16 protein-coding genes are annotated in these 20,312 nt (G+C 56.7%); 4 read left to right on the top strand and 12 right to left on the bottom strand.

What is annotated here, in order from left to right; translation table 11 throughout:
* Positions 1 to 95 precede the first annotated feature (95 nt).
* Both K3G63_RS05175 and K3G63_RS05170 read right to left on the bottom strand, forming a co-directional pair.
* The gene (locus K3G63_RS05175; protein WP_220613004.1) at positions 96 to 1,925 is read right to left on the bottom strand and encodes a penicillin-binding protein 2; all 1,830 of its coding nucleotides are present in this window, start codon (positions 1,923 to 1,925) and stop codon (positions 96 to 98) included.
* Positions 1,926 to 2,106: 181 nt separating this feature from the next.
* Positions 2,107 to 3,060, bottom strand: a complete 954-nt coding sequence (locus tag K3G63_RS05170) for a hypothetical protein (RefSeq protein ID WP_220613003.1) — start codon at positions 3,058 to 3,060, stop codon at positions 2,107 to 2,109.
* Positions 3,061 to 3,299: 239 nt separating this feature from the next.
* Here K3G63_RS05170 and K3G63_RS05165 point away from each other — a divergent pair, with 239 nt between their 5' ends.
* Positions 3,300 to 4,166, top strand: a complete 867-nt coding sequence (locus K3G63_RS05165) for a helix-turn-helix transcriptional regulator (RefSeq protein WP_220613002.1) — start codon at positions 3,300 to 3,302, stop codon at positions 4,164 to 4,166.
* Positions 4,167 to 4,385: 219 nt separating this feature from the next.
* Positions 4,386 to 5,345 (top strand): alpha/beta fold hydrolase, encoded by a 960-nt coding sequence (locus tag K3G63_RS05160; protein ID WP_220613001.1) that lies wholly within the window; start codon positions 4,386 to 4,388, stop codon positions 5,343 to 5,345.
* A gap of 58 nt (positions 5,346 to 5,403) precedes the next feature.
* On the opposite strand, the gene K3G63_RS05155 is transcribed toward K3G63_RS05160, so the two are convergent.
* The 3 genes from K3G63_RS05155 to K3G63_RS05145 form a co-directional block, all read right to left on the bottom strand.
* Positions 5,404 to 6,837, bottom strand: coding sequence for an APC family permease (locus tag K3G63_RS05155; protein ID WP_220613000.1), 1,434 nt, complete (start codon positions 6,835 to 6,837; stop codon positions 5,404 to 5,406).
* 108 nt (positions 6,838 to 6,945) lie between these two features.
* On the bottom strand, positions 6,946 to 7,410 hold the full coding sequence (locus K3G63_RS05150; protein ID WP_220612999.1) for a DUF1572 family protein: 465 nt from the start codon (positions 7,408 to 7,410) through the stop codon (positions 6,946 to 6,948).
* A gap of 202 nt (positions 7,411 to 7,612) precedes the next feature.
* Positions 7,613 to 9,415 carry a penicillin-binding protein 2 gene (locus tag K3G63_RS05145; RefSeq protein WP_220612998.1) on the bottom strand — a complete coding sequence of 601 codons (1,803 nt, stop codon included), beginning with the start codon at positions 9,413 to 9,415 and terminating at the stop codon, positions 7,613 to 7,615.
* 699 nt (positions 9,416 to 10,114) lie between these two features.
* On the opposite strand from K3G63_RS05145, the gene K3G63_RS05140 reads away from it, so the two are divergent.
* Entirely contained in the window at positions 10,115 to 10,603 is a 489-nt protein-coding gene (locus tag K3G63_RS05140; RefSeq protein ID WP_220612997.1) for a ferritin-like domain-containing protein, read from the top strand.
* Positions 10,604 to 10,777: 174 nt separating this feature from the next.
* Here the strand turns inward: K3G63_RS05140 and K3G63_RS05135 are convergent, their stop codons facing one another.
* From K3G63_RS05135 to K3G63_RS05125, 3 genes are all read right to left on the bottom strand, one after another.
* The gene (locus tag K3G63_RS05135; protein WP_220612996.1) at positions 10,778 to 11,065 is read right to left on the bottom strand and encodes a hypothetical protein; all 288 of its coding nucleotides are present in this window, start codon (positions 11,063 to 11,065) and stop codon (positions 10,778 to 10,780) included.
* A 210-nt stretch (positions 11,066 to 11,275) separates the two neighbouring features.
* Positions 11,276 to 11,953, bottom strand: coding sequence for a DUF6000 family protein (locus tag K3G63_RS05130; RefSeq protein ID WP_220612995.1), 678 nt, complete (start codon positions 11,951 to 11,953; stop codon positions 11,276 to 11,278).
* Between the two features lie 79 nt (positions 11,954 to 12,032).
* Entirely contained in the window at positions 12,033 to 15,512 is a 3,480-nt protein-coding gene (locus K3G63_RS05125) for a methylmalonyl-CoA mutase family protein (RefSeq protein WP_220612994.1), read from the bottom strand.
* Between the two features lie 386 nt (positions 15,513 to 15,898).
* Between K3G63_RS05125 and K3G63_RS05120 the strand changes: the two genes are divergently transcribed.
* The gene (locus K3G63_RS05120; RefSeq protein WP_220612993.1) at positions 15,899 to 16,375 is read left to right on the top strand and encodes a hypothetical protein; all 477 of its coding nucleotides are present in this window, start codon (positions 15,899 to 15,901) and stop codon (positions 16,373 to 16,375) included.
* A 48-nt stretch (positions 16,376 to 16,423) separates the two neighbouring features.
* On the opposite strand, the gene K3G63_RS05115 is transcribed toward K3G63_RS05120, so the two are convergent.
* The 4 genes from K3G63_RS05115 to K3G63_RS05100 all read right to left on the bottom strand — a co-directional run bounded on the left by K3G63_RS05115 (position 16,424) and on the right by K3G63_RS05100 (position 20,280).
* Positions 16,424 to 16,792: a MafI family immunity protein gene (locus K3G63_RS05115; RefSeq protein ID WP_220612992.1), complete on the bottom strand. Its 369-nt coding sequence runs from the start codon at positions 16,790 to 16,792 to the stop codon at positions 16,424 to 16,426.
* Between the two features lie 122 nt (positions 16,793 to 16,914).
* The gene (locus tag K3G63_RS05110; protein WP_220612991.1) at positions 16,915 to 17,763 is read right to left on the bottom strand and encodes a carboxypeptidase-like regulatory domain-containing protein; all 849 of its coding nucleotides are present in this window, start codon (positions 17,761 to 17,763) and stop codon (positions 16,915 to 16,917) included.
* Between the two features lie 167 nt (positions 17,764 to 17,930).
* The gene (locus K3G63_RS05105) at positions 17,931 to 18,284 is read right to left on the bottom strand and encodes a hypothetical protein (RefSeq protein WP_220612990.1); all 354 of its coding nucleotides are present in this window, start codon (positions 18,282 to 18,284) and stop codon (positions 17,931 to 17,933) included.
* 145 nt (positions 18,285 to 18,429) lie between these two features.
* Positions 18,430 to 20,280, bottom strand: coding sequence for a glycoside hydrolase family 15 protein (locus tag K3G63_RS05100; protein WP_220612989.1), 1,851 nt, complete (start codon positions 20,278 to 20,280; stop codon positions 18,430 to 18,432).
* Between the last annotated feature and the right edge of the window lie 32 nt (positions 20,281 to 20,312).

Below are 20,312 nucleotides of genomic sequence, written 5' to 3'. Positions count from 1 at the left end.
CCGCCCTTCTCATTAAACTACTCTGAGCATGACGTTCTACCTTTTAGGAACGCGGACGTAGTAGTTCATGCTATCTGTTAGTCTATTCCGTCTTTTTAGTAGCCGTGCCGAGCCCGGCTCTGAATACGCTTTTCCCAGCGTTTGCGCTTGGGTGCGATGTAGCCGCGCAGGTACTTCTCCATGACCATCACAGCGCAGGGGGCGGCAGCTGTAGCTCCGAAACCGCCATTTTCGAGGTATACCGCTACGGCTATTTTGGGATTGTCAGCCGGGGCGAAACCCACGAAGGCAGCGTGGTCGTCGCCCTCGTCGTTTTGCACGGTGCCGGTTTTGCCGGCCACCGTAATGCCGACATCAGCAAGGCTGGAGGCATCGGCGGTGCCCCCCTTCTGCATCACAGCCACCATACCGGGCACTAAGGCCGCGAAGTGGGCGCTGTCGATGAGGGTATGGTGCTTTTGGCGGAAGCGGGGCAAGGGGCCATTTTCGCCCACACTGCGCACTAGATGGGGGCGGTAGTACCAGCCGCGGTTGGCAATGATGGCCGCCATATTGGCCATTTGCAGGCCCGTCATATTGATTTCGCCCTGCCCAATGCTGAGCGAATAGATGGAACGGTAAGTCCAGCCCCGGGTGCGGCGGGCTTTGTCGTAGTAGGCAGGGGTAGGGAGGAAGCCAGGGGCTTCGCGCGGCAGGTCCACGCCCAGCACCGAGTCAAGCCCAAACGAGCGGACGTAGCGCCGCCACTGGGCCAGGTTGGCGTGGCGGGCGGCTACGTTGTCCTGTACCAGACTATCGGGCACGCAGTCAATCAGGTTCTGCATCACCTGATAGAAATAGGGGTTGCAGCTGTACTTCAGGCCCGCCGTGAGGCTGTTGGCGGGCTTGTGGTGGTGCACGCAACTCACCAGTGACTGGTCGCAGCGGAAGGCCGTGGCGGGCGTGATGGCGCTCATTTGCAGGGCCACGGCAGCATTCACCAGCTTGAATACCGAGCCGGGCGGATTGGCCAGCATGGCGGGCCGGTTCAGCAGCGGCATGTTTTCGTGTTCCAACAGCTCGGCACGTACTCCGGCCTGGTCGGGGGCGGTAATGGTGGCCGGGTCATACACCGGTGCCGAGACGTAGGCCAGTATTTCCCCGGTACGTGGGTCGAGGGCTACCAAGTAGCCTTTGCGGTTTCCCATCAGCTTTTCGGCGTAGGCCTGTAGCTTCACGTCGAGGGTCAGGTGCAGGTCTTGGCCTTGCTGAAAGGTGGTGTCAGGTGCCCAAGTGCCGTGCTGCTGGCCCTTCGCATCTACCAAGGGGTGCAGGTAACCGTGGCGGCCCTTCAGCAGACCATTGTAGTAGGCCTCTACGCCGCCGTTGCGCAGGCGGTAGAACCGGCCACGGCGGTAGCGCTGGGCTTGGCGGTAGAAGGCTTGGGCCTCGGCGCTCAGGTAGCCCAGCACGGGGGCGCCGGCAGTAGTAGTGTAGGTGCGCTGGTGGCGTTCCAGCAAAGTCAGCCCGGATACTGTCGTGCTACTGTCGCGGCGGACACGCTTGGCCTCGGCGGCCGTGAGGCGGAGCTGCACCGGGGTTTGGGGGCGGGCACCGGGGTAGGGCAAGGCCTCCGCAATACGCCGCCGTACAGTAGTAGAATCCCAGCCCAGTAGTTGGCCTAGCGCTAGGGTATCGAGCGGAGGGCGACGCGGCAGCCTCAAGACAAATTGCAGGCGAGTATCTACTAGCACTGAATCGTTGCGGTCGAGGATACGTCCCCGGATAAGTGAATCGGCTATTACCACGCGGCGCTGGGTGTACACTTCGCCGGTTGCCGGGTCTTGAGCAGGAGTATGGGTGTTTTGGTCAGGTGAGGAGCAGGCGGCCAGTGCGGCCAAGGATGCCAGCAGAACCTTTCCCCAACGAATAAAAGCGGTACGCATGGGGTAAAGCTAGACAATTGCCCTGCTTCGAAGCCGGGCTTTTCGGCGAACAAGCCGGGTTACTGGATTGGTAGCGGGGCCGGTGGCGCGGTACTGTGAGATATCAAAAACACCGACCCACAAAAAACGCCGCCCAAAGTAATCTGGGCGGCGCGTAGGGCCAAGTCAGTAAGCGTGGCGTTTACTCGTCGAAATTACCGGGGCCCTGAGGGCCGCCGCCAAACATGAGGGCCATGGTTTTTAGGCCGATTTGGGCAGCGTCTTTGGCGTAGTCGAGCACGGGCGCGGTGGTGCTGATTTTCAGGTCCTGGTCGGTAACGGGTTTTACCTGTACGTTGGTAAACTCGTAGCGCATCTGCTGTTTACGCTCCTTATCGAAGTACACTACTAGGCGTGTAATACCGTGGGCCTCGTTCACGTACACTGGGTGGGCGAAGTTCAGGCTCTGCGGAATCTGCTTGGATGTCCACACGTCTAGCGCCACAGGCTTATTGGGTAGCTGGCCAGGAACGTCAGAAGGGGTCGTGTCGGCGCCGGGCTTGATGGTGTAAGTGGTTTTCTGACTGGGGTAGCCGGCTACCAGTTCCGTTTCGGTGGTAGGGCGCAGGGTGTAGTCGGTGGTCGTTACCACGATGCTTTGCCAGGTTCTCTCCACCGAGGCCGCGTCGTAAGTATAGTTCACGTTCTGGGGCGCCGACTGCGACGCAATGCGCAGCAGGCCCTTATTAGTAGCGTTGTTGAAATAGTTCTCGAGGTGGTAGGTGAGGGCGTCGGTGGTAGCGCGGACTTCCTTTCCCCGGCAATACAGGGTGCCTTTGCGGGGTAGCATCAGGGCCCCGATGGTCATGGCCGGGCTGGAGTTTTCAGCGGCGGCCTGCAACTGCATCTTCTCCGCCATGGTGAGGCTGGCGGCCAGTTGCTCCATCTGGCCCTTAATATTACCCTTGGCCGGATCAATCCGGTTGAGCAGCTTGTCATAAGGGTTGCCGGGCAACGATACGCGGGTGGTAATAATGCCCTGAGTGAAATCAGCCACAGCGGCTGGTGCCGCAGGTGAACCGGGTTGGTAACCAGCTGCGGCCAGCACTACCGTAAGTGGGAGCAGTGACCAAGCAAACGAACGGGAAAGGCGCATAAAGGAATGGAAGGAGGGGACGGTTTATGGCACCAAAACTATATATAAAATCCAGCAAGCAAACCCCACGCCTGCTCAGAGCATTCTGGCACCTTGCTGCGCACAATATTCCCTTTAAGCATACGGCCGACGACTTATTTGTCTGCTGATAGGCATAGATTACCCAATAAGAAAGGGCTTTTAGAAGCAAGCTGAACATCTAGTTGCTACTTAGGTTATCTGCTACCTGCCGTATCCTGATGAATCGTTCTACCTACGCTTCCGAGCTGTACAATCTGCCGCCCGTACAAACCAGTTCGGCGCAGGCCTGGCCTGGCTTGCGGGTGGAGCGCTACCAACTGGTCCCTGGCGGGGTGCCGGCGCATTTTCATGAGCAGCATCTGCTTCTGATTCATCAGGCAGAGGAGGGCGTTTACTCGCACCGTCAGCAGGGGAGCCGGGTAGATAAGGACCTGTTCCGGTGTGGCGACGCAGGCTTGTATCCGGCTGGCGAGTATGGTCCTTCGGCGTGGGATGGGCCAGCTGATATTATCAACTTGCACCTAGACCCTGATTGGCTGGAAACTCTCGCCCGCCAAAGTCTGGACCTAGTGCATTTCAACTTGCGTGAGCGGTTTCGGTTTGAGGATGCCCTGCTACCTCATTTGGGGCGGCAATTGCTGGCGGCAGCTGGGAGCAAGCACGCAGTAGGCCAGCTGTACCTGGAGTCGCTGGTGAATACGCTGGGCTACCACCTCATTGAGTACCATGCTACCTACGAGCGGCGCATTGTAGGCACCGGGGCGCGACTATCGGCGGCAGTCCTGGCCCGCATCGATGCGTATCTGGAGGCCTACGCGGAGCAAACCATTACGCTAGCGGCCCTGGCCGACTTAGCCAACCTGAGCGTCTTCCATTTCGCGCGGCGCTTCAAGCTGACTACTGGCCGCTCGCCCTACCAATATGCACTCGATTGGAAGATTAAGCGGGCTCAGCACCTTCTCCGCACCGGCGAGCTGCCTTTCGCTGCTATTAGTGATGCGCTTGGGTTTGCCTCGCCCGCCCACTTCTCTGCCGCGTTCAAGCGGGTAGTAGGCCAAAGTCCGCGGGAGTTTCAGCGCAGCTAGGCTAGGTCTGAACGTCGTGCTTCAAGTGTCATTCCAAGAACAAGCAAGGAATCTTTAGTCTTTTGGATTAAACCAGATTCATCGCTTCTCTTGGAATGACAATAGCAAGGATATGTAAGAAGTGAGCAAGAATTAGGCAGGGCGCCGGAGAGGGAGCGGGCAACTTTGCAGCACGCAAACAGGCAGTTGCCATTTGCTTCACCTCTAACCTCCTTTTTGATGCACACACTCACTTCATCAACTAGCAACACCCCAAGCACTGCGGCGGCAACAGAAGCGCCAGACATGTACTCCGATGCGGAGCTAGTGAAAAAGCTGCCCGGCTTTACGAATCACTACGTCACCGTCAATGGCATCCGGCTTCACTACGTGGAAGGGGGTAGCGGTCAGCCACTGATTTGCCTGCCGGGTTGGCCCCAAACGTGGTGGTCGTTCCATCCGGTTGCCGCTCAATTAGCCGAGCACTACCGCGTCATCATCCTCGACATCCGGGGTATGGGCAGCTCCGACAAGCCCGCCACGGGGTACGATAAAAAAACCATGGCCCAGGACGTGTACGCCCTAACGCAGCTGCTAGGCCTATCGAAAGTCGCGTTGATGGGGCACGACATTGGGGGCATGGTAGCCCTCAGCTTTGCCTTCAACTACCCCGATGCCACGGATAAGGTGATATTGCTCGATGGCAGCCACCCTACCGAAGGCATGCGGTACATGACCATGCTGCCCGCTCCCGGCACCTTCGAGGCCAAGATGGACGGCGACAACCCCTACATGTGGTGGATGGCGTTCAACCAGATCAAGAAGTTGCCTGAGCAACTGCTGGCCGGCCGTTTCCGCTACCTGCTCGACTGGCTCTTTAGCTACGTCATGATAGAGGAGCGCCACATGACAGAATTTGACCGAGAGGTATACGCCGCTGCGTATAACCACCCCGAAAGCATCCGGGCCGCTACCGGCTGGTACCAGACCTTTAATCAGGATATAGCTGATGCCAATACCTACCCCCGCTTGACTATGCCCGTGTTGGGCATAGCGAGTTACGTGGCCTACAACCACATGAACATGGGTTTACCCTACATAGCCGAAAATGTGCAAGTAATCGGGCTGCAGGATAGTGGACACTACATGTTCGAGGAAAAGCCGACCCAGGTGCTAGAGGCAGTGTTCAACTTTCTGTAGTAACCCGAGCGCGCCAACCGGCCCGCCCTACCGCTACGCCACCGCATTATTGCATGGCCTAGGCCTCTACGCTGACACTACTGACCGATTGCATCTGGGCTTGCCGCCGGAAGTACACGAAAAACGGAAGCCCTGTCAGAATGAGGCCTAGGCCTAGCAGCGACTGAGTTGGTTGCGTAATGAGCGTGTGCCCGGTGAAGGTAAGGGCGAAGAGAATGAGAAGAAGCTGCACGAAGGGGTAGCCCGGCACCGGGCCTGGTATGCGGCCCTGGCGCTTCATTTTTACCACGGCCACCGCCAGCAGGCCATAAAACAGGAAGGTGGCGAAAATGACTAGGTCGGTCAGGCGCTCAAAGGTACCGGAGATAATCAGCAGGCTGCTCCACGTAAAGGTGAAGGCCAGGGCGCGGTAGGGCGTGCGGTAGCGCGGGTGCACCGTCGCGGCCGATTGAAAGAAATACCCTTCCTGGGCCATGCGGAAATGCACGCGGGTGTGGGAAAGCAGCACCGAGTTGAGCGTGCCGAATACGCTCACCAGAATCAGAACCGTGACGCCCGTTTTGCCCCATTTGCCCAGCAAGGCCTCTGCTACCACAGCCGCTCCTATTTCGTTCGGGCCAACGGCTGCCAGCTGCGCGAGGGGTAGGGTGCGCAGGTACACGTAGTTGATCAGCACGTACAGCACAATGGCAATGCTTACCCCACCGATGATGGCGCGGGGTACATTTCGCCGTGGGTTTTTGATTTCACCCGTGACAAAGGAAAGGTCCACCCAGCCATCATAGGCCCAAAACACGCTGAGCAGGGCTCCAAAAAAGGCACTACCCAACGATACCTCCCGCACAGGTACTACTGCCGCCGTAGTGCCGCTCGTGTCCGGAGAGGTCAGAAACAAGCCCGCAAGGATGAGCAGGAGAATGCCCCCAATTTTGGCCGCTGTAAAGACGTTGCTTAGCCGCCCGCTTTCGCTCACGCCGCGGTAGTTTACCCAGGTAAGCGCGGCCGTGGTAGTAATAGCCAAGAGCTTAATGCCGGAGTCAGCAAAGGGATAAATCAGCCCCCCGATGGAGACGTGCGCCCAGGCCTCGGCTGGGTTGGGCAGGGGTAGCAGGGCGTTAACGGATTGAGCAAAGATGAAAGCCAGTGCCGCCACCGAAGCAGAGCCGATGATGGCGAAATCCGTCCACCCAAACAGGAAGGAGGCAAAATTGCCAAACGACAGCCGTAGGTACTCATACACGCCGCCTGATTCTTCGGTGAGTGAGGCCATGCCCGACAGGTTCAGGGCCCCGCAAATGGTCACCAGGCCCGCTACCACCCAAGCGGCCAGGATCCATTCTGCGCTTAAACCACTCTGCGCCAGCGGCACAATCTTCTTGAACACACCGGACCCAATCACGATGCCCGCTACCAGCAACGTGCCGCTTACTACTCCAAAGGCTCGAACCAGAGTAACAGGGGCGGCAACGGGTGGCTTTTCTGGATCTATCATGTTTCAAGGTAAACAGGTTTGCTACTGAGCGGCGCAATGTTGGTTTGCCGCACAGACGGCTAAGCAGTGCAGGCCCCAAGTCTTAAAAACTCCTAACTATGCGCGTAGCTAAACAGGCTGCTGCTGCCCGAAGTCGAGTAAGCGCCGGTGGTAATTAATCTGGCCCAAGTGATAGGCCAGATGAGTGGCCAGATGCACCAGGAAATATTCGGTCGATGTCTTCTGGTCGAAAACCAGGAGGGAGTATTCCCGCGCCAACATGTCGGGGTTTATCTGCTTTAGTGATACATCTACTCTATGGCTGGTGTCCTGTAGCATTTCCAGCAGCTCCAGCCGAGGAATATTTTTTAGCGAGAATTCTAATTCGCGGTGCCGGATATACGCTATACCACCAAGTTCAGCCCCTATATACGTATTCAGGTTGCCGACTACATGCAGGCATAGGTTGCCGGCCGAATTAGCTATACCTTTTTCAACGTGCCAAATTATGTGCTCGTCGTTGTACAAGGTAAGTTCCTGCTTCACCCGGTTCAGGTCACGTTGGAACAGGTGGCGGAGAGTATCAATCAGCATATACAGTAGGTCAATTGCTTGGACCAGCGCTTGGTTTTGCTTCAGTAGTCGCTTTAAAGGCTATATCCTCCCTGGGCACGATGCCAGCGGTGTCTCACTAGCTTGTCCAACGGCCCGAATGAAGGTAACTCAAACCTGCTCGGCTTCAGCTAAGGGTAGGCAACACGGCAGTAAGCAACCAGCGAGTATATCCTAGTACCAGCTAGTAGCCATGCCGGGCCCGGCTCTGAATGCGGGCTTCCCAGCGCTTACGCTTAGGCGCGATGTAGCCGCGCAGGTACTTTTCCATGACCAACGCGGCGCAGGGCGCAGCGGCATCAGCGCCAAAGCCCCCGTTCTCAATGTACACGGCTACGGCTATTTTAGGATTGTCGGCCGGGGCGAAACCCACGAAGGCGGCGTGGTCGTCGCCCTCATCGTTTTCTACGGTGCCCGTTTTGCCGGCCACCGTAATGCCGACATCAGCGAGGTTGGAGGCATCGGCCGTTCCGCCGCGCTGCATCACAGCCACCATGCTGGGCACCAGGGCCGCAAAGTGGGCGCTGTCGATGAGAGTATGACGCTTCTCGGTGAAGCGCGGCAGTGGCCCACCGTCCCCGACGCTTCGTACCAAGTGAGGAGGGTAGTACCAGCCGCGGTTGGCAATGATGGCCGCCATATTGGCCATCTGCAGGCCTGTCATATTGATTTCACCCTGCCCAATACTGAGGGAGTAGATGGAGCGGTACCGCCACCGAGTGGTGCCCCGGGCCTTGTCGTAATACTCAGGGGTAGGGAGGAAGCCTGGGGCTTCGCGCGGTATGTCTACCCCCAGCACGGAGTCGAGGCCAAACGAGCGGACGTAGCGCCGCCACTGGGCCAGGTTGGCGTGGCGGGCAGCTACGGTATCCTGCACCAGACTATCCGGCACGTAGTTGATGAGTTTCCCCATCACTTGGTAGAAATAGGGGTTGCAGCTGTACTTGAGCCCGGCGGTTAGGTTGCTGGGTGCCGGGTGGCGATGCACACAGCTGACGAGTTTCTGGTCGCAGCGGAAACCGGTAGCAGGGGTGATAGAACCTAGCTGCAACGCCACGGCGGCATTCACCAGCTTGAACACGGAGCCGGGCGGATTGGCGCGCATGGCCGGACGGTTGATCAGCGGCATGCCTTCCTGTTGCAGCAGCTTGGCACGCACCCCAGCCAGATCGGGCGCAGTAATGGTAGCGGGCTTGTAGATGGGTGCCGACACATAGGCCAGTATTTCCCCGGTGCATGGGTCCAGCGCCACCAGGTATCCTTTACGGCGGCCCAGGAGTTGTTCGGCGTAGGCCTGTAGCTTTATATCAAGGGTCAAGTGCAGGTCCTGGCCTTGCTGAAAGGTGGTGTCGGGTGCCCAACTGCCCTGCGTCTGGCCTTGCTCATCCACCAAAGGGTGTAGCGTGCCCCGGCGCCCGTTGAGGATGCCATTATAGTAGCCCTCTATACCACTGTTGCGCAGTTGGTAGAAACGGCCCCGGCGGTAGCGCTGAGCTTGGTTATAGAATGCCTCGGCCTCGGCTGCCATGTAGCCTAATGCATGGGCCCCCACGCTAGTAGTATAGGTACGCTGGCGGCCTTCGATTAGGGTGAGGGTAGGCCAGTCGCGACTTTTGCGGCGTACCCGCGCCGCTTCGGCTGCCGTGAGTCGCAACTGTACTGGGTAGCCCGCGGGGGCTTCTTCATACGGCAAGGCATCGGCAATGCGCCTCCGGATGGTAATGGGGCCCCAGCCCAGCAACTGGCCCAGCGCCAGCGTATCAAGCGGCGGGCGGCGCGGGAGCTTCAGGAGGTATTGCGGACGGGTGGCTACTAGTACCGAATCGTGGCGGTCGAGGATACGGCCGCGCTGCGGCACCTCGGGCTGCACGATGCGCCGCTTGGTATAAACAATGCTCGTATCGGGAGCCTGAGGCGGGATGTCAGTTTGCGGCTGTTGAAGTGAGGAACTGGTGACCAGCACCAAAAACACAGTAAGTAAACTCATTCTCCAAATTGCAAACAGGTAAAGCGCCCGGGGTACTCTACGCAGTTGCCGAGTTTCTAGATGTATTAGTCAATTGGTCAAGCATAGGTGATTAGCCCTTAATCAGCCAGGTGCACTGCTTGCCATACTACCTAGCTTACAACCTGTTCTAAACTCCCTCACGAAACGAAGCCAAGCGCACTTTGCTGGCTTATAATAACCAGGTAAGCTGCGCGATAAGAGTTACCTACAGGATATTGTCATTTTAGGCTTATACAGTCTGATTTGCTAGGCTTCAGCAGTGAGTTAACCAATACTTAATATTGCCTTCCTGGTTCACCCATAAGCGGCAGTTAAGTATTATTTAAGAACGATCTGCGCGGGAATGCTTCACGTTCTGTTTCGTAACAATTTTGTTTGTAACTGATTCGTATGATATTGATTTACAGGCTAATGATTATGTATAGAGAGTTGTGTCAGCATGCCTGCCTTTGTATAACGACAGGAATTGGATTTAGGGAATAGTAAGCGTTGAGCTTACTTCTTTACTGCAGGTGTTGAACAGATACTCTGAAAGTGTAAAATGTTGATAGTAAGCCCGGAAAGCAAAACAAATACATAGAGCTTATTGATGCCTACAGAGGCGAACAAAGTGAAATAGGGGCCGTTGAAATGGCTGAGCAAGAGACACTTGCTCTTGATCTTTTATTTTTCTGAGCTATGGAAACCGACGACCTAAAACAACTCATCAAAGATGGCCTATCGGCCCAGCAGGCCGGTAGCCAGGTGGCAGCCAAAGCCACCGACGAAATCCTCAACGATGCCAAGCATCCGGAGCTGAAAGCCGCTCTGCAGGAAGGCAACGAAACCGCCAAGCAGTGGGCCCAGCGCATTGAGCAAGCCCTTGCCGAAGTAGGCGGCGCCGAAAACCAGAACAATGAAATCCTGGAAGCTCACTACCGCGTGAGCAAAGAAATCCGGGCCAAAGCTACCTCCGACACAACGCGCGACCTGGGCATCATTGCCAGCGGCCAACTGGCCCTGCACTACTGGATTGCTTCCTTCGGCACGGTCGCCTCGTATGCCGCCTCCGCTGGCCTCTCGCAAACCGAGCAAAACCTGAAAGCCTGCGTGCAGGAAGCCAAACAGGCCGACGACAAGCACACCGACATCGCCCAGCGCATCCTCGCCGAGCAGGGCCAGCAATAGGATAGGCTGTCATCTCTGCAGCAGCCTTGCTGACCATAACACAACCGCGCCGCCTGGATAGCTTCAAGCGGCGCGGTTGTGTTTTTTGCGTTGTGGCCGCGAAGAATACCTACATAGACTGCGTTGCCTCCTAGCGGCGCGGTACCGGCTGGCCGCTGGGGCGACTGCATGAGGCTAACCAAGCAGAAATGCTAACCTGATAAAAAGCACCAAAGGCGTGATGCACAGACTTAGCCCTAACGCGTAGGCGAGAACCAGACCATAGCGTTTCTTAATTAGCGTAATTATCATCAATGCAGCATTAACTACGCTGCCAACCATGGCTAGGCAGCAAGCAACGGAGGCAGACGGATCATCGTGGGTAGCAATGCTCCAAACGAACATACCGACTTCTAGCGAGGCGCAGCAGATGTTGAAGATCAGCGCACCCGAGTAGGAGTGGAAGAACGTTCGAAAAGACATAGTTATCGTTTGATTCCGTTATAATAATAACCCCGACGCTTCCCCTGCTGTGCTTCTCTTTCGTAAGTACGACCCTACCCGCGCGGCCTGAATAGCTCTTGGTGGCGCGGTACCGGCTGGCCGCGGGGGCGGCTTAGGGAGGCTAAGGCTTCTTTGTCAGGGCTGGTTACGGGTTCCGTTGTGCCAAGCCCGCGTCAAATGATGCCAAGGTTAGACTAGATGCTGTCTTATTTCAAAGACGGCATCCATACTTTGTTTCATTACTTTTATAGCGTCATCTAGCCTAGTATTAGGCTTGTGCTTATCTGCAATGTATGCTTCCCACATGTCGATATAATTAGCTGCTTCATTCGGAGAAATTATATGCAGAGCTGCTAGAACGTCCGCTTGATCAAACCATAGGTCTTTTCTTGTTAGATAGTAGTCTAAGTACATTTTTAGATAGTCCTTGGACCGCTCGTCGTTATACATTGCTAGGGCTAATGCGTACCCAGAGCCTGCATAGCAAACTTCGCTTTTAAGAAGGTGTACCCCTATTATATCCTTTACTTCATCATAACATTTAATCGCAGCGAAGTAAGCGCCAGTAATCCTTGGACGCCAATCAAAGTCGCCTAGAAGTTGCATGGTTATGTCGCTTGTAATTTCCATTGACGCCAGAATGAAATTCTCAAGGGTCTGAGAGTCCAACCTGTTAATTGACGTCATGTAAAATGGAATTACCCACTTTTCGATAAACTCCTCCGTAATTTCTTCTTCGTTGCGGTATGCTTCAAGCTTTTCAAAAGGATTTCTATGCCTGACGGTTGCGCCAGCTACATGCAAGGCAAGTTCAGTAGCTTCATCAGCATGGTTGAATAATTTCTGCCAAAGCTTGGTAAAAGACATATGAGGGTCTGAACAAAAAACGGGTGCTACCTCAGCAAGGTAGCACCCGTTTCCATTCAGCCAAAGCAGCGGCCCCAGCTTACATATTTCGGCGGTACTGGCCGCCTACCTCAAACAGGGCATTGGTCACCTGGCCTAGGGAGCAGAACTTCACGGTTTCCATCAACTCCTCGAAGAGGTTGCCATTGGCTACTGCCACCTGCTGCAGCTGCTTCAGGCGCTGCTCGGTGGTGCCTTGGTTGCGGGCGTGCAGGTTCTGCAGCATCGTGATTTGATACTGCTTTTCCTCCTCCGTGGCGCGAATTACTTCGGCTGGGATGACCGTGGGTGAGCCTTTCGAGGAGAGGAAGGTATTTACGCCGATGATGGGATACTCGCCCGTGTGCTTGAGCATCTCGTAGTGCATGCTTTCCTCCTGAATCTTGCCGCGCTGGTACATGGTTTCCATGGCGCCCAGCACGCCGCCGCGCTCCGTAATCCGGTCGAACTCGGCTAAAACGGCTTCCTCCACCAGGTCGGTCAGCTCCTCGATGATGAAGGAGCCCTGTAGTGGGTTTTCGTTCTTGGCCAGGCCTAGCTCCCGGTTAATGATGAGCTGAATGGCCATGGCCCGGCGCACCGATTCCTCGGTGGGCGTGGTAATGGCCTCATCGTAGGCGTTGGTGTGCAGGGAGTTGCAGTTGTCGTAGATGGCGTAGAGGGCCTGCAGCGTGGTGCGGATATCGTTGAAGTCGATTTCCTGGGCGTGCAGGCTCCGGCCGCTGGTCTGGATGTGGTACTTCAACATCTGCGAGCGGGCGTTGGCGCCGTACTTCAGCTTCATGGCCTTGGCCCAGATGCGGCGCGCCACGCGGCCAATTACAGCGTACTCGGGGTCGATGCCGTTGGAGAAGAAGAACGACAGGTTGGGCGCGAAGTCGTTCACGTCCATGCCCCGGCTCACGTAGTACTCCACGAAGGTGAAGCCGTTGCTGAGGGTGAGGGCCAGTTGGGTAATGGGGTTGGCACCCGCCTCGGCAATGTGGTAGCCGGAAATTGACACCGAGTAGAAGTTGCGGACCTTCTCCTTGATGAAGTACTCCTGTACGTCGCCCATGAGGCGCAGGGCAAACTCCGTGGAGAAGATGCAGGTGTTCTGGGCCTGGTCTTCCTTCAGGATGTCGGCCTGCACGGTACCGCGCACTTGGCTGAGCGTGCGCGCCTTGATGGTTTGATACACATCGAGGGGTAGGACCTGGTCGCCGGTTACGCCGAGCAGCATGAGGCCCAGGCCATCGTTGCCGGCGGGCAGCTCGCCCTGGTAGCGGGGGCGCTCCAAGCCTTTCTCCTGGTAGATCTGGTTGATCTTGGCGTCAACCTCGCTTTCCAGACCCTGCTCCTTAATATACAGCTCACACTGCTGGTCGATGGCCGCATTCATGAAGAAAGCCGCCAGCGTAGCCGCCGGACCGTTAATAGTCATGGACACCGACGTGCTGGGGTTGGCTAGGTTGAAGCCCGAGTAGAGTTTCTTGGCGTCGTCGAGGCAGCAGATGCTCACGCCGGCGTTACCAATTTTGCCGTAGATGTCGGGCCGGTGGTCAGGGTCCTCGCCGTAGAGCGTCACCGAGTCGAAGGCCGTGCTCAGGCGCTTGGCCGGCAGGCCGGCCGACACGTAGTGGAAGCGGCGGTTGGTGCGCTCAGGGCCGCCTTCGCCGGCAAACATGCGGGTAGGGTCTTCGCCCTCGCGCTTGAAGGGAAACACGCCGGCGGTGTAGGGGAACTCGCCGGGCACGTTCTCCTGGAGCTGCCAGCGCAGCAAGTCGCCCCAGGCCGTGTAACGGGGGAGGGAAACCTTCGGAATCTGTTGGTTAGAAAGGCTGGTGGTGTGCGTCTGGATGCGGATTTCCTTGTCGCGCACCTTAAAGATGAACTCGGGAGCTTTGTAGGCGGCTACCTTTTGCGGCCAGGTCTCCAGGAGTTTCCAGTTTTGGCCGTCCAGCCGGAGCTTGACCTCCTCGAAGGTGCTCTCCAGGCCGGCGATGAGGTTTCCTGATCCGGGGGCGTTGCTGCCGTTCCCAGGGCCAGATCCTCCACCGGCGGGGTTACTTCCGAGGCTTTGGACGGCTCCGATGGCTTGCCGGATTCCGTAGAGCTGCTGAGCGGTGTCAGACTGTTTTTGAACCCACTGGTCATATTGGCGGTTGGTTTCGGCTATTTCAGAAAGGTAACGCGTGCGGTGAGGCGGAATGATATAAATCTTCTCCGAGTCCTCCTTGCTGGTTTCGAGCTGCGACGCAAACGGCACACCCGTCTTGGCTTCTACGGTTGCCAGCACGGCCCGGTACAAGCGGTTCATGCCGGGGTCGTTGAACTGGGAGGCGATGGTGCCGAACACGGGCATCTCGTCCAGGGGCTTATCCCAGAGCTGGTGGTTGCGCTGGAACTGCTTACGCACGTCGCGCAGGGCGTCGAGGGCGCCACGCTTGTCGAACTTGTTGAGGGCAATAACATCGGCGAAATCGAGCATGTCGATTTTCTCCAGCTGGGTGGCGGCGCCGTACTCGGGCGTCATTACGTAGAGGCTGGCGTCGGAGTGCTCAATAATTTCGGTGTCCGACTGGCCGATGCCCGAGGTTTCAAGGATAATCAGGTCGAAGCCGGCAGCCTTTACCACATCCACGGCATCCTGCACGTAGCGGCTCAGGGCCAGGTTGCTCTGGCGCGTGGCGAGGCTGCGCATGTACACCCGCGGCGAGTTGATGGCGTTCATCCGGATACGGTCGCCGAGCAGGGCCCCGCCAGTCTTGCGCTTGCTGGGGTCAACGGAAATAATGGCAATGGTTTTTTCCGGGAAGTCGAGCAGGAAGCGGCGCACCAGCTCATCTACCAACGACGATTTACCCGCGCCGCCGGTGCCCGTGATACCCAGAATGGGGGCCTTAAAGGTTTCGGAAGGGGTAGGGTCGAGGCGCTGGTCGTTGCCGGCTTCCGACTTCTGAAAGTCGGCGATTAGCTGGCCTTTCACGCGCTCAAACTCCTGGGGGAAGTTTTCAGCGGCAGATATCAGCCGGCCAATGCTGCGGGCGTCTTTCTCTTTTACGTGTTTCACTTCCCCGTTCAGGTTCTGGCCCGTAGGGAAGTCCGACTTCTGGAGCAGGTCATTGATCATACCCTGCAGACCGAGGGCCCGGCCGTCGTCGGGGGAGTAAATGCGGGTGATGCCGTAGCCTTGTAGCTCCTCAATTTCGGTAGGCAGAATCACGCCCCCACCGCCACCAAAGATCTTCACGTGCCCGGCGCCGCGCTCCTTGAGCAGGTCGTGCATGTACTTGAAGTACTCGTTGTGGCCGCCCTGGTAGGAGGTAATGGCAATGGCCTGGGCATCTTCCTGAATGGCGCAGTCGACGATTTCCTGCACCGAGCGGTTGTGGCCCAGGTGAATAACTTCGGCGCCGCTGCTCTGAATAATGCGGCGCATGATATTAATGGCGGCGTCGTGCCCATCGAACAGGGCCGCCGCCGTCACGATGCGGATGTGGTTCTGGGGCTTATACGGAGCTACGGGAGCTGCTTGCATAGCGCGGGGGAATTTGGGTGGATTTGGGGTAGCGAAGGTACGAAAAAAGCCCCGGCGGGGTGGCCTAGGGCTTTTGAAGGGAAGATTTTGCAGACCTTCGTTACATTCGATTCAATTTCTATTTATACCGAAGTTTAGAGTGAGTGAATTTCTAGCAGAGCTTGTAACCGAAATTGTCATCAAGGCTTTCTTTGGCCTAGTTGGTGGCTCAATACGTTGGGCGTTTTTCCGTGGGCTATTGGGTCTTACGAAACGCACGTATTTCGATTATCTAGATGATACATGTAGCAATGTGGTGGTTACACTGGTGCTACTATTTCTGCCGTGTATACTACTAGGAGCACTATAGCCATTCTCATCGCCGTATTACTTGCTGCCTAACCACCATGGAACAACGGAGCATTACGTTTCGTGAGGTTGAGCAGGTCGTAAAACGTATGCAAGGCCAACTGGCTTGGCGAAGCCGCGCTGGCAATGGTACTGGCTCAATTTTTACACTTCAATTCGGCCCAGCATTAGCCAAGAGTGAAACTCAAGGAGAGTTTTCCCTTATGGTGTACTGCGCTTGGCGAATTGTAGAAGGCGGTAAGATCATTTGCACATGGCGTGAAGATTCAGCATCCGTGTTGGCGGCCGTGCTCAGCGATTTCGAAGGGGCTGATGTCTCGAAAGTTACCCTTTCTGAATGGGGAGACCTCACAATCGATTTTAACATAGGCCGCTCTTTGCAAATCTGGAGTGACGCACAATCAGAATACCCTGAAAACTGGTCTGTAGGTTACCAAGGCAGCGGATATTATTCTGCGGAAACAGACCAAGGATTTCTTTATGAAATTAGCGACCCACAGGCAGCGAAGGGGTAATAAATTAAAAAAAACCCGGCGGGAAACGGGGAATTTTGTGAAAGGATGCTAGCGAGGTAGCTGCAGAGAACTAATTATAGAGGCTAACTCCTTTTTAACCAGCAGAGGAATCTTGTCTTTTGACCTGACAAGCTCACCTAGAAAGAAATAGCTTCCAGGTGTCAATACTAGTGAATCAGCAGCCTTTTTTACATGGGTAAATAGGTTCGCAGATATTTCCACATCATGCTCATATAGCTGTTGAACAATGATATCAAATGCACATCCATATTCGCCTACTGAAAGCATGTCTTTTGCATTGGCATAATCACGCGGCAGTAAACCCGCTTCATAGGAGGCTGCGAGCAACTGTGTGACTAACCGGTCACACCGCTTTTGGCGTTGATGCTCTTTCCACCATTTCCACATAATTACCATAGCTCTGCCGGTTGCAACTCGTGTTGAGCACGGCGTTCATTTCGTAGTTCAGGGTGTTAGTAGCAAAAGTCTCTTGGGGGCTAGGCCAGTAGAAGCTTAGTTGCAACTGGCCTAGAGTTAAATTACTCCGTCATTACGGTGAAGTACATGCTAGGCTGCATGGCGTGCACGGTCCAAGCGGCTTCGCTGTTCTCGCGCTCTACTACTACCTGTTTGGTCTCACGCATGACTGGAATAGAGAAATACTTAGCCCAAGGGTCTGTCTTCTCGCTTTGTAGCCACTGAATGGTAGCAAACACGGGGCGTGCTTCCAACTCAAGCATATAAGGGCGCAAGTCTACGGTCAGCCAGCCACGCTCCTTGTTGGTGCAGACAAGCTGGATGTCCTGCGACACTAACACCCGACCCGGGCGGCCCTGCTCTACGGCGTAGAGGTTCAAGCGGAAGCGCAGCTGCTCATAGGTATTAGTAGCGAAAAAGACGTGGAATTCCTCCAGATACGTGCGCTTGCTCGGCTTAAGTAGGGTGCCAAATTCCCAACCCCATTCATCATCCACGGTTTCTTTGCCGCTGGAGCCACCCATCCACAATATGTCGCCTTTCGTCTTGTTACGACCTAGCAAGCCCGGACGTACACGGTGATGCTGCACGGTCACTTCGCGCAACGCCTGCTCCTGGGGAGCTAGCCGGAACTCGCGCTGGCCGGCGGCCAAGGCACTTGGTACCACCACCTGGCGGTTGAACCCTACGCAGGAAACAATAAGCGTATCCTGCAGGCTGGGCAGGCGCAGCAAGTAGCGCCCTTGTTCATCGGCTACCGTGCCGATACCCCGGCCAGGAACCCCGAGGGTAGCAAAGGGTACTGGCTCCTTGGTTTGAGAATTTAGAATGCGGCCCTCAATGATGGTTTGTGCTTGCAGACCCAGGCTAGTGAGGCAAAAAAACAGAAGTAAGAAAAAGCGGTAAGGCATTCGGGAAAGGAAGGCAAGACAATGGCCACTGTTTTCGGATAAAACCAGCGGCCCAGGAAGGGTAGGCTGCCCATTCCGGTATTCCAGATCAGACGAGCACTACCAAGTGCTTAACGAACAAGGCCGCCCGGAAGCGGCCCTGTTGGCTGGCACGAAGATAGGACAAACTACTTGGCCGCTTGCTTTTCCAGGGCCTGTAGCAACTCATCGGCGGCTTTTTCAATATCCTGGTAGCCTTGTTGGGCGGCCCGCTCTTTGGCCGCAATCAGCCCGTCGCGGTGTACGGTTTTGAAGTCGCCGTAGGGGAAGTGGTAGCGGCCTTTGGTGTCCTCGCCCTTGCTAGTATCCTGGCCCAGGTGCCACTGGCCGTACTCGGTTATTTCGTGCTTCTCCAAAAACTTGTTTTCCTGGCTTGTATCGGGGTTGTGCTGGCCCCAGTGGCCTTCGTCGTTTTTAATTTTGCCGTCCTGGATCAGCTGCTTGGCAAACTTGATGGCTTCGGGATTCAGTTGCATGCTCATGAGGGGAAAGGGTGAGTGAACGGAAGAGGGTAGGGCGGGCTAGTACCGCCTAGATACGTACGCTTCAGGTTGCTTTCCGTTTAGGTTGAGCTCGGCTCGGCAGGCCGCCAAAAACGACACTTGCGCCCAGAACAAGACTTTACTTCTACACAAACTGATGGCCGCCGGCCCTACCCTCATGGCGGGCGTCAAGGTCGCGGTTAAGCTGGAAAGCCGCGCTGATGAGCGCCAGGTGAGTAAAGGCTTGGGGGTAATTGCCGATCTGCTGCCCCTGAGGCCCAATCTGCTCTGAGTACAGCCCCAGCGGACTCGCGAAACCCAGCAACTTTTCGAATAGCAGCCGGGCTTTGTCCAGCTCGCCGCCCCTCGATAGGTTTTCAATGTACCAGAACGAGCACATAGTAAAGGTGCCCTCCTCACCGGTCAGGCCGTCGGTTGCGCCGTCGGTGGCCCGGTAGCGGAACATCAATGAATCGAGCAGCAGCTCTTTTTCGAGGGTGCGCATGGTGGCTTGCCAACGCGGCTCGGCGGGGCTGAACATCCGGATCAGGGGTAGGAGCAGCACGGAGGCATCCAGTACCTGAGTGCCTTTGGCCTGCACGAACGACTGCCGCTGCTCGCTCCAGTAGTGCTCGTACACTTCCTGGTAAATCTCGTCGCGGATGCGGTGCCACTCCACCAGCGGGGCCGGAAACGACCGGTCACGGGCAATGCGGATACCCCGGTCCAGGGCTACCCAGCACATCATCTTGCCCGACAGAAACTCCCGGTCCTCGTCGCGCACTTCCCAGATGCCGTGGTCGGCCCGTCGCCAGTTTTCGGCTACGTAGTTCACTAACCGGCATACGTGCTGCCAGAAGTCGTAGGTAATAGCCCCGCCGTACTTATTGTAGAGGTAAATAGTGTCGAGCAGCTCCCCATAAATATCGAGCTGAAACTGCTGGGAGGCGCCGTTGCCAATGCGCACGGGTCGGGAGTCGCGGTACCCGCTGAGGTGGGTGAGCTCCTGCTCCGGCAGGTCGGAGGTGCCATCCACAGCATACATCAGCTGCAAGTCGCCGGCATCGGCCAGCTGCACGCAGCGGTCCATAATCCAGCGCAGAAACGCCTTCGATTCCTGCATAAAGCCGAGGCGCAGGAAGGCGTACATGGTAAAGGCGGCGTCCCGAATCCAAGTGTAGCGGTAGTCCCAGTTCCGGACTCCGCCCACGGTTTCGGGCAGCGAAAAGGTGGCGGCGGCTACGGTAGAACCGTATTGCAAGGAGGTGAGCAACTTAAGCGTAATGGCAGACCGCAGCACGGTTTCGCGCCAGCGGCCGATGTAGGTGCTGCTCTCCACCCAGTCGCGCCAGAAGCGGAGCGTATCCTGAAATGCGGCCTCCGTGTAGTGCCCCAGGTCGCGGGCAATGAAGTTGGGGTCGTTGGTGGGGGTAGCTTCAATCACGAAGCTGGCCGTTTCGCCGGCCTGCAGGCGCCAGCAGCCCTCCGCGTCGCCCGCTTCGGTGGCTTCAAACGGGTGGCTGCCCATCAGGCGGAACTGAAAGCCGTTGGGGCCGTCGCTCTGAAAGAGCAGGCTACCATCCGGCTGCGGCTGAACCTGGTGGGTAGTGCGGGCATAGTCGAAGCGGGGCGCGCATTGCATCCGAAACTCCAGGTGGCCCTTAATCACGCGAATGGTGCGTACTACGGCGCAGTTCTGCTCGTAGCGCTTCACGGGCATGAAATCCGTTAGCTCGGCAATGCCCTCATCGGTAAAAAAGCGCGTGAGCAGCACACCGGTATCGGGCAGGTACAGCTGCTTGCTGCGCACTTCCTTGTCCACGGGCTGAAGCCTCCAGAAGCCCCCGCGCTCCGCATCAAGCAAGGCCGCAAAGATGGTAGGCGAGTCGAAGCGGGTGAAGGGCAAGTAGTCCAGGGAGCCCACATTGGAAACCAGGGCTACCGTGTGCAGATTGCCAATCAGGCCGTAGTCTTCAAGAGGAAGGTATGCTGCCATGCAAGACCAAGCTACTGTTCAACTCAAGCAAG

The organism is Hymenobacter sp. HSC-4F20 (assembly GCF_019599275.1).
GTDB lineage: Bacteria > Bacteroidota > Bacteroidia > Cytophagales > Hymenobacteraceae > Hymenobacter.
Note: the sequence above shows the minus strand (reverse complement) of the source record. Positions and strands in the feature narration are given on the sequence as shown.

Coding starts and splice junctions, on each gene's coding strand:
- K3G63_RS05175 (WP_220613004.1), bottom strand. CDS start 1,925: ATGCGTACCGCTTTTATTCGTTGGGGAAAGGTTCTGCTGGCATCCTTG.
- K3G63_RS05170 (WP_220613003.1), bottom strand. CDS start 3,060: ATGCGCCTTTCCCGTTCGTTTGCTTGGTCACTGCTCCCACTTACGGTA.
- K3G63_RS05165 (WP_220613002.1), top strand. CDS start 3,300: ATGAATCGTTCTACCTACGCTTCCGAGCTGTACAATCTGCCGCCCGTA.
- K3G63_RS05160 (WP_220613001.1), top strand. CDS start 4,386: ATGCACACACTCACTTCATCAACTAGCAACACCCCAAGCACTGCGGCG.
- K3G63_RS05155 (WP_220613000.1), bottom strand. CDS start 6,837: ATGATAGATCCAGAAAAGCCACCCGTTGCCGCCCCTGTTACTCTGGTT.
- K3G63_RS05150 (WP_220612999.1), bottom strand. CDS start 7,410: ATGCTGATTGATACTCTCCGCCACCTGTTCCAACGTGACCTGAACCGG.
- K3G63_RS05145 (WP_220612998.1), bottom strand. CDS start 9,415: ATGAGTTTACTTACTGTGTTTTTGGTGCTGGTCACCAGTTCCTCACTT.
- K3G63_RS05140 (WP_220612997.1), top strand. CDS start 10,115: ATGGAAACCGACGACCTAAAACAACTCATCAAAGATGGCCTATCGGCC.
- K3G63_RS05135 (WP_220612996.1), bottom strand. CDS start 11,065: ATGTCTTTTCGAACGTTCTTCCACTCCTACTCGGGTGCGCTGATCTTC.
- K3G63_RS05130 (WP_220612995.1), bottom strand. CDS start 11,953: ATGTCTTTTACCAAGCTTTGGCAGAAATTATTCAACCATGCTGATGAA.
- K3G63_RS05125 (WP_220612994.1), bottom strand. CDS start 15,512: ATGCAAGCAGCTCCCGTAGCTCCGTATAAGCCCCAGAACCACATCCGC.
- K3G63_RS05120 (WP_220612993.1), top strand. CDS start 15,899: ATGGAACAACGGAGCATTACGTTTCGTGAGGTTGAGCAGGTCGTAAAA.
- K3G63_RS05115 (WP_220612992.1), bottom strand. CDS start 16,792: ATGGTAATTATGTGGAAATGGTGGAAAGAGCATCAACGCCAAAAGCGG.
- K3G63_RS05110 (WP_220612991.1), bottom strand. CDS start 17,763: ATGCCTTACCGCTTTTTCTTACTTCTGTTTTTTTGCCTCACTAGCCTG.
- K3G63_RS05105 (WP_220612990.1), bottom strand. CDS start 18,284: ATGAGCATGCAACTGAATCCCGAAGCCATCAAGTTTGCCAAGCAGCTG.
- K3G63_RS05100 (WP_220612989.1), bottom strand. CDS start 20,280: ATGGCAGCATACCTTCCTCTTGAAGACTACGGCCTGATTGGCAATCTG.